Annotated in this window: 15 protein-coding genes; 8 read left to right on the top strand and 7 right to left on the bottom strand. The window is 63.4% G+C overall.

The window, feature by feature from the left end; genetic code table 11:
- The first annotated feature begins 7 nt into the window (after positions 1–7).
- From ACSSNI_RS07945 to ACSSNI_RS07910, 8 genes are read left to right on the top strand one after another with little or no spacing between them, the layout of a single operon-like run.
- A complete protein-coding gene (locus ACSSNI_RS07945; protein WP_200636145.1) occupies positions 8–499 on the top strand; it encodes a Na+/H+ antiporter subunit E in 492 nt (163 codons plus the stop codon).
- Entirely contained in the window at positions 499–750 is a 252-nt protein-coding gene (locus ACSSNI_RS07940) for an MrpF/PhaF family protein (RefSeq protein WP_200636147.1), read from the top strand. The genes ACSSNI_RS07945 and ACSSNI_RS07940 overlap by 1 nt, the downstream gene beginning before the upstream one ends.
- Positions 743–1,039 (top strand): cation:proton antiporter, encoded by a 297-nt coding sequence (locus ACSSNI_RS07935; RefSeq protein ID WP_102837810.1) that lies wholly within the window; start codon positions 743–745, stop codon positions 1,037–1,039. Before ACSSNI_RS07940 ends, ACSSNI_RS07935 begins: the two co-directional genes overlap by 8 nt.
- On the top strand, positions 1,032–1,943 hold the full coding sequence (locus ACSSNI_RS07930) for a hydrogenase subunit MbhD domain-containing protein (protein WP_200636149.1): 912 nt from the start codon (positions 1,032–1,034) through the stop codon (positions 1,941–1,943). The genes ACSSNI_RS07935 and ACSSNI_RS07930 overlap by 8 nt, the downstream gene beginning before the upstream one ends.
- Positions 1,940–2,245 (top strand): NADH-quinone oxidoreductase subunit K, encoded by a 306-nt coding sequence (locus ACSSNI_RS07925; protein WP_200636151.1) that lies wholly within the window; start codon positions 1,940–1,942, stop codon positions 2,243–2,245. The genes ACSSNI_RS07930 and ACSSNI_RS07925 overlap by 4 nt, the downstream gene beginning before the upstream one ends.
- Entirely contained in the window at positions 2,242–3,666 is a 1,425-nt protein-coding gene (locus ACSSNI_RS07920; RefSeq protein ID WP_200636153.1) for a complex I subunit 5 family protein, read from the top strand. The genes ACSSNI_RS07925 and ACSSNI_RS07920 overlap by 4 nt, the downstream gene beginning before the upstream one ends.
- Positions 3,663–5,159 carry a complex I subunit 5 family protein gene (locus ACSSNI_RS07915; protein WP_200636155.1) on the top strand — a complete coding sequence of 499 codons (1,497 nt, stop codon included), beginning with the start codon at positions 3,663–3,665 and terminating at the stop codon, positions 5,157–5,159. The genes ACSSNI_RS07920 and ACSSNI_RS07915 overlap by 4 nt, the downstream gene beginning before the upstream one ends.
- Positions 5,156–6,811 carry a complex I subunit 5 family protein gene (locus ACSSNI_RS07910; RefSeq protein ID WP_200636157.1) on the top strand — a complete coding sequence of 552 codons (1,656 nt, stop codon included), beginning with the start codon at positions 5,156–5,158 and terminating at the stop codon, positions 6,809–6,811. The genes ACSSNI_RS07915 and ACSSNI_RS07910 overlap by 4 nt, the downstream gene beginning before the upstream one ends.
- A 97-nt stretch (positions 6,812–6,908) precedes the next feature.
- On the opposite strand, the gene ACSSNI_RS07905 is transcribed toward ACSSNI_RS07910, so the two are convergent.
- The 7 genes from ACSSNI_RS07905 to ACSSNI_RS07875 all read right to left on the bottom strand — a co-directional run bounded on the left by ACSSNI_RS07905 (position 6,909) and on the right by ACSSNI_RS07875 (position 13,433).
- On the bottom strand, positions 6,909–8,552 hold the full coding sequence (locus ACSSNI_RS07905; protein WP_200636159.1) for a methyl-accepting chemotaxis protein: 1,644 nt from the start codon (positions 8,550–8,552) through the stop codon (positions 6,909–6,911).
- Between the two features lie 307 nt (positions 8,553–8,859).
- On the bottom strand, positions 8,860–9,213 hold the full coding sequence (locus tag ACSSNI_RS07900) for a hypothetical protein (protein WP_200636161.1): 354 nt from the start codon (positions 9,211–9,213) through the stop codon (positions 8,860–8,862).
- Between the two features lie 175 nt (positions 9,214–9,388).
- Positions 9,389–10,042 carry a DUF2238 domain-containing protein gene (locus tag ACSSNI_RS07895; protein WP_148923969.1) on the bottom strand — a complete coding sequence of 218 codons (654 nt, stop codon included), beginning with the start codon at positions 10,040–10,042 and terminating at the stop codon, positions 9,389–9,391.
- Positions 10,043–10,145: 103 nt separating this feature from the next.
- Positions 10,146–10,589, bottom strand: a complete 444-nt coding sequence (locus tag ACSSNI_RS07890; protein ID WP_102837801.1) for a ketosteroid isomerase-related protein — start codon at positions 10,587–10,589, stop codon at positions 10,146–10,148.
- Between the two features lie 85 nt (positions 10,590–10,674).
- The gene (locus ACSSNI_RS07885; RefSeq protein ID WP_200636163.1) at positions 10,675–12,072 is read right to left on the bottom strand and encodes an ATP-binding protein; all 1,398 of its coding nucleotides are present in this window, start codon (positions 12,070–12,072) and stop codon (positions 10,675–10,677) included.
- Positions 12,069–12,746, bottom strand: coding sequence for a response regulator (locus ACSSNI_RS07880; RefSeq protein ID WP_200636165.1), 678 nt, complete (start codon positions 12,744–12,746; stop codon positions 12,069–12,071). Before ACSSNI_RS07880 ends, ACSSNI_RS07885 begins: the two co-directional genes overlap by 4 nt.
- Before the next feature lie 81 nt (positions 12,747–12,827).
- Complete coding sequence (locus tag ACSSNI_RS07875) at positions 12,828–13,433, bottom strand: outer membrane protein (RefSeq protein ID WP_200636167.1); 606 nt, start codon at positions 13,431–13,433, stop codon at positions 12,828–12,830.
- Between the last annotated feature and the right edge of the window lie 71 nt (positions 13,434–13,504).

The raw sequence follows: 13,504 nt of genomic DNA, 5'->3' as shown, positions 1-13,504 counted from the left end.
TACAGCGATGGGCGAACTCGGAGGGCAGCGCCGCTGGCTCGACGGGCTGGGCTGGGTGGCGCTGTATGCGTTGGTCTGGGCGTTGTTCACCGAAGGGGCCGGCTGGATCTTGGGCGTACCGAGCATCCTGCTCGCTGCCGGGCTGTCGCTCTGGCTCGGTCAGCGACCCTGGCATCCCTCGCTGGCTGCGCTGCCGGGTTTTCTCGGGTTCTTTCTCGGCAAGATGGCCGCAGGCGCCTGGGATGTGGCATTGCGCGCGCTGCATCCCAATCGGCCGCTGCAGCCGGCCTGGCTTGATTACTCCCTCACGTCTTCTTCATCGCAGGTAAGGCTGGTGCTTTCGGCGCTGGTGGGCCTGCTGCCGGGCACTCTGGCCTCCCAGGTACAGGGTGACCGGATGCGCGTGCACGTGCTCGATGAGCGGCAGCCCTGGGAGGCCACCGTGCACAGCCTCGAACGGCGACTGGAGCGATTGCTTGCGCCCGGAGACAGGCCTTGATGGCGCTGTATTCCGCCTTGTTGCTGCTGACCATCATGATTGGGCTCGGGCGCGTGGTGCTGGGGCCGGCACGGGTAGACCGGCTGCTGGCCATTCAACTGTTCGGCACCACCGGCACGGCTTTGTTGCTGGTGCTGGCGCAATCGCAAGAGCAGCCGGCGTTGCGTGATGTGGCGCTGCTGCTGGGGTTGCTCGCCGCAGTCGCGAGCGCCGCGCTGGTGCAGTTGCTGCGCAGGAGTCGGCATGACTGAGCCGTTGTTGAATGGCCTCAGCTGGCTGCTGCTGATCGGTGGCCTGCTGTTCTTTGTTGCCGGCAGCATCGGTCTGCTGCGATTTCCCGATACGGTCAGCCGCCTGCATGCCCTGACCAAGGCCGACACCCTGGGCCTCGGGCTGGTCATCGCCGGTCTATCGTTGCGTGCCGACAGCCTCTGGGAGGTCGGGCAGATGCTGCTGATCTGGCTGTTGCTGCTGGCCTCCAGCGCCACGGCGTGCCAATTGCTGGCGCGGCAGGCCGGCGAGGAGCCACGCGATGACTGAGTGGCTGTTCGACGGGGTACTCGGCTTGCTGGTGCTCGGCCTTGCCTTCGGCGCGCTGCATGGCCGCAATCTCTACGCCAGCGTGTTGCTGTTTATCGCCTTCGGCTTGGCGCTTGCGTTGATCTGGGCGCGTCTCGGCGCAGCGGACCTGGCGCTGGCCGAAGCAGCCATCGGCGCGGGGCTTACTGGCGTTCTGTTGTTCACCGCACTGTCGCGCCAGCCTGGGCCTGCAGATCTGCCGGAGGCCACCGGCACGCGATTGCGCCTCGGCGCGGCGGCTGTGGTGCTGCCGATGCTGATCCTGCTGGTGCAAGGGCTTGCGCCGCTGAGTGAGGTCGAGCCGCGTCTGCCAGCATTGATCACTCGACATCTGCACGAAACTGGCGTCAGCCATCCGGTGACTGCGGTGCTGCTGAACTACCGCGCCTGGGACACCTTGCTCGAACTGGCCGTCCTGTTGCTGGCGCTGCTCGGCGCCCGGCAACTCGGGCCGCGCCCGCTGGATCTGGCCGAACCCTGGCCGCTGCTGCGGGCCTGGGCGCGGGTGCTGGCGCCGCTGCTGGTGCTGGCCGCTGGCTACATTCTCTGGCGGGGCGCCAGTGCGCCGGGTGGCGCCTTTCAGGCCGGTGCACTGTTGGCGTCAGGTGTGGTGCTGCTGCGGTTATCGGGTCTGCTGCCCCGCTTGCGCTGGTCGTTAATGCCGTTGCGCTTGCTGGTCCTGGGTGGCCTGCTGGTGTTCGTCGGTGTTGCAGTGGCGACGGCCTGGCTGGGCGAGGGCTGGCTGACATATCCGGGAGGAGCCGCCAAACCGATCATCCTGATGATCGAAGCTGTCGCGACGCTGTCGATCGCGGCGAGCCTCAGTCTGCTGGTGGTGGGCGAAGGGGAGGAAGTCTCCTCATGAGCAGCGGCCTGTTCTGGATGATCATCGGGGCTGCGCTGTGGTTGCTTGGGCTGCACGGGCTGCTGACGCTGCACCAGGCGCTGCGCAGGATCATCGCCTTCAACCTGATGGGCAGCGGTGTGTTTCTGGTGATGATCGCCCTGGCCACCCGCAGCCAGCCGAGCGATCCGCTGCTGGTCGCGCTGGTGGTAACCGGGCTGGTGGTGGCGATCAGTGCGACTGCCCTGGCGCTGCGGTTGGCCAGTGTGGCGCATGGCAGCCAGCCTCAATCGCAGGAACACCAGCAGGAGCCGCGGCAATGAATGCGGCATTGCTGAGCCTGTCATTACCGCTGGTGGCGGGCCTGCTGCTGGTGTTGCTGCGGCCCGGTCGCAGTGGCCTCTGCGTGATCGGGATGAGTGCTGCCAGCCTGATCGCCGCAGCGTTTGCCTTGCAGCAGACGATGCAGCTCGGGCCACAACTGTTGCAGATCGGCGGCTGGGAAACGCCACTGGCGATCCGTTTCCAGCTGACCCCGCTGACTGCATTGCTGATGGTATTCACCGCAGGGCTGCATTTACTGGTTGCTTTGTACGCGGCACGCAGCCCCCACGCCACCGGCAGCGAGGATTACTGGCCACTGTCCTGTCTGCTGCATGCCTCGCTGGCGGCATTGTGGCTGTCGGCGGACCTGTTCAACCTGTATGTGACGCTCGAGTTACTCAGCCTCAGCGCCGTGGCATTGGTCGCGCTGGCCGGACGCAGGGCTTATCGACCGGCCTTCAATTACCTGATGCTGTCGCTGGCCGGTTCGCTCGCCTATCTGTTTGGTGTCGCATTGTTCTATGGCCGCTACGGCGTGCTGGACGTTCTGGTGCTGGCCGAGTTGGCCGAGGCCGACAAGACGACCCGGCTGGCGCTGCTGTTGATGAGTGTCGGGCTGATGCTCAAGGCTGCATTGTGGCCACTTCATCTGTGGTTGCCTCCGGCACACTCGGGCGCCCCGACAGCGGTCAGCGCCTTGCTTTCGGCGCTGGTGGTCAAGGGGCCGATCTACATCCTCTGGCTGATCTGGAGCGAGATCGCGCCACCGGAGCTGGGACGCCAGGCGGGGTTTCTGTTCGCCGGAGCCGGCATTCTCGCGCTGATATCCGGGGGCTGGTCGGCGCTGCGCGCGCCGCGGCTGAAGGTGCTGGTGGCCTATTCGACAGTTGCCCAGCTGGGCTATGCGCTGCTGGCGCTCGGCCTGTTGCTGCACTGGCAGGAACCGCGAATGGAAGCGGCGCTGTGGCTGTTCATCCTTGCTCACGGCTTGGCCAAGGTGTCGATGTTCCTCGCCGCCGGCGAGCTGCAGCGGGTTCTGGGTACGCGGCGGGTGCGGGCGCTGAAAGGCGCCAGCCAGAACATGCCGGTGGCCATGGCGACCTTTGCTGTCGCGGGCGGCAGCCTGATCGGTCTGCCGCCCAGCGGAGGCTTTCTCGCCAAGTGGTTGCTGCTGCAGCCGCTGTTCGAGCAGCCGCAGCACTGGCCGTGGGCCTTCGGTGTGCTGCTCGGCACGCTGATGTCGGCGGCCTATGTATTCCGTGTGGTCGCGCTGGGGTTCGACCGTGCGCGGCCCAATCCGCCCAGCATCAAACCTGATTCGGTCGCGCAATGGCTGGCGATGCTGCCAGCGCTGCTGGTGCTCGGCTTGGCGCTGATCAGCGAACCGCTGCTGCTCTGGATTGGCGGGGTGGCGCGATGAACTGGACCCATTGGTTGCCGCTGGCCATCGTGCTCAGCTCGCTGGTGCCGGGCCTTCTGATATTCACCCTGCACGAAGAGCAGCGTCGCTTGCGGGTCACGCTCAACCTCGCAGGGGTGGTAGTCAAACTGTTGCTGGTATCGGCAATGATCTACGGCGTCAGCCGCGGACTGGAGTTTCGCTTCAGTCTGCCGTTCCTGCCCGGTGCGCCGCTGGTGCTGCAGGGCGATGCGCTGTCACTGCTGTTCGTCGCACTGTCTTCGGTGCTGTGGCTGGCCACGACCATCTATGCGATTGGCTACCTGGAACACTCCCCGCTGCAATCGCGCTTCTTTGGCTATTTCAGCCTGTGCGTGAGTGCCACCGTAGGTCTCGCGCTGGCGGGCAATCTGGTCAGCTTTCTGTTGTTCTATGAAATGCTGACCCTGGCCACCTTCCCGCTGGTGGTGCATCGCGGTACGGCCGAAGCGCTGCGCGCCGGGCGCGTCTACCTGGCCTATACCGTCGGCGGTGGGGCGTTGGTGTTGATGGGGGTGGCATTGCTGCATGGCTTGGCCGGCGGGCAGGACTTCCAGCCGGGCGGCTACCTGCTGCCAGCGGTGGGCGAGCACGACCTAGCCTTGCGGGTCGCCTTCGTCCTGTTGGTGGCGGGGCTTGGCGTAAAGGCCGCGTTGATACCCCTGCACGGCTGGCTGCCGAAAGCGATGGTGGCGCCGGCGCCGGTGAGTGCGCTGTTGCATGCGGTGGCGGTGGTCAAGGCCGGTGCGTTCGGGATTATCCGGGTGGTCTATGACGTCTATGGCGCCGAAGCGATGGATCAGCTGGACATGGCCGGACCGCTGCTCTGGCTGGCCGCAGCAACCATCCTTTACGGCTCGGTGCGCGCCTTGCAGCAACAAGAGCTGAAAAAGCGCCTGGCCCATTCGACCATCAGCCAGGTGTCGTACGTCACCTTGGGCGTTGCGTTACTTGGCCCCATTGCGGCGGTTGGCGGGCTGGCCCACCTGGTTCACCAGGGTCTGATGAAGGTCACCTTGTTCTATTGCGCCGGCAATTTCGCCGAAACCCTGGGCATTCATCGCATCCATCAAATGGACGGCGTCGGCCGACGTATGCCGCTGACCATGACCGCATTCAGCATCGGTGCGCTAGGCATGATCGGCATCCCGCCGATTGCCGGCTTCGTCAGCAAGTGGGCGTTGGGCATGGGCGCGCTGGAGGTCGGCCAGGACTGGGTGCTGCTGGTGCTGATGGGCTCGGCACTGCTCAACGCCGGCTATTTTCTGCCATTGCTGTGGCGTGGCTGGTTCTCTCCGCCCGCCGACTGGCACGATGACAACTGGCGTGAGGAACGCTGGGAAACGCACTGGATGCTGCTCTTGCCTGCGCTGTTCACGGCCATGCTGTCGGTGCTGGTGGGTGTGTTGGCGGGTACGGCTTTGAGCCCGCTGGGTTGGGCACAACTGATCGTCAACCGAGAGTTCGCGCTATGAGTAGCGCCTGGCTCTGGTTACTGGTGCCGCTGGCGCCGCTCTTGGCGGCGGCCAGCCTGGCGATCTGGCGCGAGCGCGCCATCGGCTGGCTATGGTTGGCCTGCGTGCCGGCGCTGGCGATGGTCGTCCAGCCAGTGGCGCCGCTGGATCTGCCGATGTTATGGGAGGGCGTGCGCTGGGGCGCGAGTGACGACCTCAGCCGCGCCTGGCTGGGGTTCACCGCCGTGCTCTGGGGCTGCGCAGGCATCTTCGCCAGCAGCAGCCAGAAAGACGACCCGAAGCGGCTGCGCTTCTGGGCGTTCTGGCTGTTGGCGCTGGCTGGCAATCTGTTGTTGATCATCGCTACTGACGCCTTGAGCTTCTATCTCGGCTTCAGTGCCATGAGCCTCGCCGCCTACGGGTTGATCGTCCATCAGGGCGGGCCCAGACCGCGGCGTGCCGGGCGGTTGTATCTGCAACTGGCAATCACTGGCGAGATGGCTTTGCTGGCCGGGCTGATGCTGCGCAGCCATGCCGCGCAAGGCGATTTCTCGTTCGCCGCCTGGCAAGCGCTGCCCATGGACGCCCTGACGCTGATCTTGTTGCTGACCGGTCTGGGCTTGAAAGCAGGGTTCTGGCCGCTGCATGTCTGGTTGCCCCTGGCGCACCCGGCCGCGCCAGCGCCGGCCAGCGCGGTGTTGTCCGGGGCGATGCTCAAGGCCGGACTGCTAGGCATCTGGCGATGCCTGCCGGAAAGTGATCCGCTGCTGTCGAGCTGGGCGGACGTGTTGCTTGCCATGGGGATCTTTGGTGCCGTCTATCCGGCCCTGCTCGGGCTCGTTGCGAGAGAGGCCAAAGCAGTGCTGGCCTATTCGTCGGTCAGTCAGATGGGCTATCTGGTGATGCTGCTGGCGCTCGCCTGGCGGCATCCCGAGCAATTGACGGCAATGACCGTCGTGCTGATGCTCTACGGCGTCCATCATGGCTTGGCCAAGGGGGCACTGTTTCTAGCCGCAGGGTTGATTCACGCCGGTCGTCTCTCTCGTATCGGCTGGGTGCTGCTGGCGCTGCCGGCACTGGCGATTGTGGGGCTGCCGCTGACCAGCGGCGGGGCAGTCAAAACGGCTTTGAAAGACGTCTGGCATGCCGGTGAGTTCGAGGGCTGGCTGATCTGGCTGAGCCTCAGCAGCCTGACGACCTCCCTGCTGCTGATCCGCGCGCTATGGCTGTTACGTCGGGATGCTCGCAACGCCCCGGCGAACCGCCCGCCGTTAACCCAACTGTTGCCCTGGGCGCTGCTTAGCAGTTGTGCGCTGTTGTTGCCCTGGCTCTGGCCCGCCCTGCGCGAGCCGATGTTGCATGGGCTCTATCCGGGTGGCATCTGGGCGGCGCTGTGGCCGCTGCTGCTGGCGCTGGGCTTGGCTGGCGTGGTGCTCAAGCGTGGCTGGACGGTTCCGACACGCCTGGCCAATTTGCCCAACCCGGCGCTGACGCTGTCGCTGCGACTGCGACGTCTCACCCTGCGCCCACCGATGCCCGTACCAACCGTCCACCCCGATGCCTCGCGCTGGCGCCAACGGGAGCGCCGCTGGAACCGCTTCTGGAACACCAGCGCACTAACCATGAGCGCCTGGCTGCTGGCCGCTTTGCTGTGGTTGGGGTGGTTGTGGTGACAGGCCGCCGTGGCGCCTTACCCTGCAAACCAGCCCAAGTAAGGGCCGAATGGCTCCTGCCTCACAGCTGCAGTAGTTGATTTGATCAAGCTTTGGGTCAGACCTCGAAGCGCCGAACTTGCTGGCTTAGCGTGCTGCCGAGCCGCGCGAGCTCCACGCTGGAAGCGGCCGTCTGCTCGGTTGAGGTGGCGGACTCGTCAGCGATATCGCGCACTCGGGTCACGCTGCGGCTGATTTCTTCAGCCACGGCGCTTTGCTCTTCGGCGGCCGTTGCGATCTGCTGCATCATCTGCTGGATGGCGGCGATCATGAGGGTTATGTCCGCCACTGCAGTGCCTGTGTCGTTGACCCCGGCCACCGTGCGCGCTGTCAGCTCGCTGCAGCCCTGCATGGTATTGGCGGATTCCTCGGCAATCCGCTGCAGCCCCTCGATCAGTGACTGAATTTCGACCGTCGCATCCTGGGTGCGGCGTGCCAGCGTACGCACCTCGTCGGCGACCACAGCGAAGCCTCGTCCAGCATCGCCTGCTCGGGCCGCTTCGATCGCAGCATTCAGCGCCAGCAAGTTGGTCTGGTCGGCCACCGATTTGATGACATCCAGCACGCCGCCGATCCGCTCACTCTCGTTTTTCAGGCGTGCCATCGCCGCAGATGATTTATCCATCTCATCGGCAAGCTGCTTGATCTGCACGACCGCCTGGCGCGCCGTGGCTTCGCCGGTCTGAGCCTGTTGATCGGCCGAAATTGCGGCGCTGGCGGCTTCCTCGGAATTACGCGCGACCTCAAGCACCGTTGCAGCCATCTGGTGAATCGCGGTGGCTACCTGATCGACTTCTAGCTTTTGCGATATCACGCCTGCGCTCGCTTGCTCAGTTGACTGAGACAGCTCCTCTGCGGCGGATGATATGGTTTCAGCAGAGCGACGTACCTGTCCGATCAGCTCACCAAGACTGCGCTGCATCTCGCCAAGGGATGCCATGACGCTGCCAGCAGGCGCCTGCTCAATACCCGGCATGCTGCGCATGTCGCCAGATGCAACCCGGCGGGCTGCAGCAGACAGGTTGAGTGGCTCGGCACCGAGCGTGCGCAGCAGGCTCCGCACGATGCCGATGCCCAGACCCAGCGCGAGCAATACGGCAATCACGCAGACGCCGATCATCAGGTTGCGCTGGGTTTCATACGTCGCGCGCTCGGCCTCCACTTCGGCGTTTGCCGCCTCACGGCTGTGATGCATATAGGCTTCACCGGCTGCAAGCAGCTGACGGAGCAGGGGTATGCAATCCTGGTTGATCCGCACGATGGCTTCTTCACGCTGCCCGGCTACGGCGCGCTCAACAATATCCAGCGCCACTGGACCGTAGAGGCTTTCTACGCGAGCAATCTCTGCAAACAGCTGCTTTTCTTCGTTGGCGTCGGCGCTCGTTGATCGAGCTACTGCCGTTTTGAGGTCAGTGAGATGGGTCTGAACATCACGGTGTGCGTCTAGCACGGCCGCATGTTCGAGCTTCAGGTCTGCTTCAGAGGTGACCAGCACCAGGTTACGGGCCGCGACAGCGCGGCGCTGAGCCGCAATGAGCAGCGCGGAGGCAAGCTCCTCGCGAGCATTGACGCCCTCGACGTAGTCGGAAAACGCGCGGTTGAATTTCGCCAGCTCAACGATGGCCAGGGCGGAGACCAGCAGGACGATAAGGGTAAGCGCTGCAAAGCTCAGGCCGAGCTTTAGTTTTACGGTTAGGTTCATGACGTGCTCGCATAGTGTGAGGCTCGTCCATGAACTGACTGTGCAGGCAGTATGGTGGCGTGTTGATATTAGCAACACTGTACTTTGGTAGCGGGGTGTACAGGTTTCGTACAGGCTGGCTCGGCGTGGTTTTTCAGGGTGATCGGCTTTCCGACTGATCGTGCTATCACAGTGCGGATTGCGCTTCAGTTGGCCGTAAAGGGTACAGAGGGCAATAAGGCATCTGGCCTGATATACGTAAAAAAGCGTTGGCGTTGTGTCGGGCTATAAAAAGGCGCCAACGGCGCCTTGATTTGAAGCGTTAACGTCAGACCGTACCGAGTCCGGTGCGGTCGCTGCCGTCTTCGGCGACCAGCTGCCCGAGTGGAGTACGGTCGAAACCATCATCTACAACCTGCTCACTGATCGGTGTGTGATCGAAGCCATCTTCGGCGAGCTGCTCCGCTTGTGGCGTGAAGTCAAAGCCGTCTTCTGCAAACTGGTCGCTAAGCGGGGTGCGATCAAAGCCGTTTTCTGAAACGCTGCGATCGTTGATTACCTGCTTCTGCACGGTTTCGGCGCCCTGCGCTTCGCCCAGGATAGGTTGAGGATGGCTTGGCGGGATTGCCAAGGCAGTGGACGCGACGCTGGCCAGAATCACACTTGCAAGTAGCTTTTTCATGAGAGTGTCCTCGGTAGTAGGGGTACGGGGCCTATGCTACGAGCGAGGACGAACGGGACAAACGTGAGCGTATCAATAGTACAAATCGACGTATGTGATAACCCAGAAACAGCGTTTTACTGATTAACTCAGCCAGTTCGTTTATTCAATTAGATCGATAGCGAGCAGCCGTCATTTATCTCGCGGTTTCGCCCTGGATGGCTGAGCGTACCGGTTGAGGCCTGCCGATGGCGGCCATGCTGCGGTCGTGTAAACGCACCAGCAGCGTCATGGCGGTGAGGCTGCCGAGCAGTGCGCAGAACATGTCCGCCTGGGTGTCCCACTGATCACCCTGCATGCCGAGAAAGGCTTTGGCCCCCTGACCAAGCGCAAGGGCCGCCGCCCATTCGACCAGTTCGTAGACCGCGCTGAGCATCATGGCCATGCTTACGCAAACAAACGGCAACAGGTGTTTGCCATGAACCCGGTCCTTGCGCACCAGCAGTTCCCGCGCGATCAGCGCAGGCACAACGCCCTGGAAGAAGTGCCCAATGCGGTCGTAGTGGTTGCGGCTGAGGTCCAGCCAGTCCTGTAGCCAGAAGCCCACCGGCACGCGGGCGAAAGTGTAATGCCCGCCCGCAACCAGCCCCAGCGCCTGGACAGCCAGTAACAGATACAGCAGGGACGAAAGCGGAAATCGATGGTGGTTGTAGACCAGCGCCGGCAGCAAGATGGCCACCGGTAAGACTTCCAGCAGCCAGGTGGTGCGGTCATGCGGATCGATCGCGGACACCATCAAGGCCAGTACTACGAGACAAACCAGGGTTTTGAGCAACAGCGGGCGGTGCATTCAACCTGCCTTTTCAGAATCGGGACCTGTGCAATGGACCGCGAAACCGGGGCGATGACTGCTGCGAATAACCGAACGGTCCCCTCCAGGCAGGTAGTTGTCGTCAGGGCAGGGCTTTCTCGGCGTAGGTGCGGGTCGCCAGCCCAAGCTGGGCGCGAAAGCTTTCCATGTCGAACATGGTGCAGATTTCGCGGATCTGCTGTCCGGGCGTCAGGGTCCAGAACGCCATGGCCGAAATGCTCAAGACCTTGTCGCTGGGCGGATAGCCGAGCGCGGGTGTTTCGATGGTGCCAATCAGGGTGCTCCAGGTAACCACCTTGTCGCCTTCGGCAACGCAGTCTTCGACGACCACCTCAAGATCAGGCATGGCAGTGCGGATTTGGGTGACCATCGCGGCAAAGGCGGGACTGGCCATCGCGTGGCCAACGAAGGAGCTCTTGTAGAGGAAATCCTTGCTGTGCAGCTTCTCGGCGAGGGCCAGGTGTCCGCGGTTCCAGCTCAGGTCGATGTGCTGACGGACCAGCCGTTTGTTGTCGTCCAGTGACATCTGTCGCATCCGGTAGGTGACTTGGCCTGGAACTGTAGCAGCCAGTACCCGCCGCCGGCATCCATCCTCAGAGCCCTTCGTCGGGTCAGTCGAGCGGCAGGTGTAGCCGGAACGCCGCACCGCCCAGATCGGAATCATCCAGCCTGAGTTCTCCGCCGTAGCTGTCGATGATGTCCTTCACCACCGCCAGGCCGATGCCCTGGCCAGGATGCTGGGCGTCCAGCCGCTCACCGCGACGCAAGATACGTGCACGCTGGTCAGCCGGTACACCAGGCCCGTCGTCCTCGACACTCAGGATCAGCTGTTCGTCGACGTGCTGCAGGCTGATGCGCACCTGATGGAGGCAGAGCCGGTAGGCGTTTTCCAGCAGGTTGCCGAGCAATTCCATCAGTGCGCCCTGTTCCAGCGGCAGGGTGGCGTTGGCCGGAAGTTGCAGCTCGACCTGCACGCGCTTGTCCTGATAGACCTTGTCCAGCGTACTGCACAAGCGCACCAGCAAAGGTTGCAGCGCAACCCGGTGGCGAACCAGGCCGCTCTGGCCGAGACTGGCGCGTTGCAGCTGATAACCGATCTGCTGGCTCATGCGCTCGATCTGGTCCCGCATGACTCGGGACTGGTCACGGTTGTGGGGTTGGTTACTGATGACTTCGCCAACGCTCTGCAGCACCGTCAGGGGTGTTTTCAGGCTGTGCGCCAGATCCCCGAGCGAGTTGCGGTATTGCTCACGTTGTCGCCGCTCGCCATCGAGCAAGCGGTTCAGTGAGCGGGTCAGGCGCAGTAGTTCCCGTGGGTGCTGGTCGCTGAGGCGGTCCAGCCGACCGGCCTCAACCTGATCCAACTCGTGGCTCAGGCGCTTGAGCGAGCGAAAGCCCCAGGTCAGGCCCAGCCATAGCAGCGTCAGCAACACCAGCAGGCCGCCGCCAAGCCAGAGATAGAGCTGCCTGCGAAATTCCTCGAACAGGCTGCGGTATTCACTGGTGGGTTGCATGGTGACGAAGCTGAACGCCTGGCGCTGGTCGTTGTTCAGCCGCAGCTCGACGTCGTAGACGAAATATTCGGCGCCTTCAGCATCGCGGACTCGCAGGAATTCGGTGACATCGCCCCGCAGGCGTGGCTGGTAGTCGATGGACTCATCTTCGGCCGAGCGCGACTGCCAGAGCCGTTTGCCTTGTGGGTCGTAGATGTAGCCCAGCAGCCTGGCATCGGGCAGGTCGAATTCTTCGTCGGGCAGACGCTCCGGCATCAGCAGCTGGCCGGCTTGGATACGCGATGCGGTGATCAGCGTATTGGCATCAGCGGCCAACCGCTCTTCGATGACCCTTTCGAAGGCGAGGCTGAACGCAGCCTGCAGCACCGGCAGCAGGGCAAGCATGAACAGGAAGGCGAGGCCGGTGGCGCCCAGCATCAGGCGCAGGCGCAGCGACAGGCTGCCGTTGCGGGCGGTCCGAGCCATTACGAGCCAGCGTCGCCAACGAAGACTCATCGACAACGCTCGGTGAACAGGTAACCCAGGCCGCGAACGGTATCGATGGGTTTCAGCCCGCCGTGGGCCTCCAGCTTGCGCCGCAAACGTCCGACCAACACTTCGATGACATTGGCGTCGCGCTCGTTGTCGTCCGGGTAGAGCTGCTCCATCAGGCGTTCCTTGGCCACAACCTGCTGCTGGTGACGCATCAGGTATTCAAGAATGCGGTACTCAAAGGCAGTCAGCGGCAAAGGCTGGTCATCGACCAGCGCCTGCTTGCGGTTGAGGTCGAGCTTGAGTGGGCCGGCCTCGATACTTGCCTGGGTAAAGCCGGACGAGCGCCGCAGCAACGCGTTGAGCCGCGCCTCCAGCTCCTCGAACTGGAAGGGTTTGACGACATAGTCGTCGGCGCCGGCGGCCAGTCCTTCGACCTTGTCCTGCCAATTACCGCGCGCGGTGAGGATGAGGATGGGGAAACGCTCGCCATTGCTGCGCAGCTGGCGTATCAGATCCAGGCCGGAGATGCCTGGCAGCCCAAGATCGACCACCGCCAGGTCGTGATTGAACTCGCGGGTCTGGTACAGCGCCTCTTCGGCATCGGCTACCGCATCGACCACGTGCCCACTTTCGCTCAGGCGAGTCAGTAGGTGGTGGCGCAGCAGCGCCTCGTCTTCCACCACCAGCACTTTCATTTCCGGCTCCTGTCATGCAAACGGCCGGGACAATTCCGGCCGTGTTCCTGTTGATGCAACTTGCGGCCTGGCGCCGCTGGCTCAGAACTTGTAGTTCACGCCCAGGTAGGCCTGCTTGGTGCTGTGCAGGTCGATGGAACCCACCTTGCCGACGCCTCGCTCGGCCACTTCGGTGCCGGCATTGCTGCGCAGGTAACGGTAACCCGCTTCGATCGAGGTGTTGTGGCCGACGTCCTGCAGCACACCGGCTTGCAGACCGACCAGATAGCCGATATCGCTGTCGCGGCGGTAACCGCTGGACTCGTTCTCGAGTTTGGTCAGACCGACACTGGCACCACCGAACAAGCGGGTGGTATCTCCAACTGGCAAGAACAGGTCGTAGCTGCCGATCAGGTTCTGCTGGCGCAGCTTGAGTGAGCTGCCGTAGTCGTCAGAGACGTTTTCGTAGGTGGCATAGTAGCGCGCCTCGTCGGTCATCTGACCGGCGCGGATGCCCCAGGTGCCGCTGTTCTTTATGGTGTCATCGAAGCGATTCGCGCCCGGCATGTTCTGCTTCAGGGTGCTGGAGCGGTCGATGTTGACGGTGCTCTTGCCCCAGGTAAGACCGGCAAAGTTGTCGGCGGCTTGGGCGCCGATGCTGAAGACGCTGAGGGTGGTGGCGATGGCCAGGGTATGCAGCTTGTTCATCTGTCGCTCCTTTGCAGGCGTGGAATGCAGGCGTGGAAAATTCACGTCTCCATCCTGCCTAGGCACCGCTG

It is taken from the genome of Stutzerimonas tianxiuensis, from assembly GCF_053470365.1.
The sequence above is the reverse complement of the archived record's forward strand: the minus strand, read 5'-3'. Positions and strand labels throughout refer to the sequence as shown.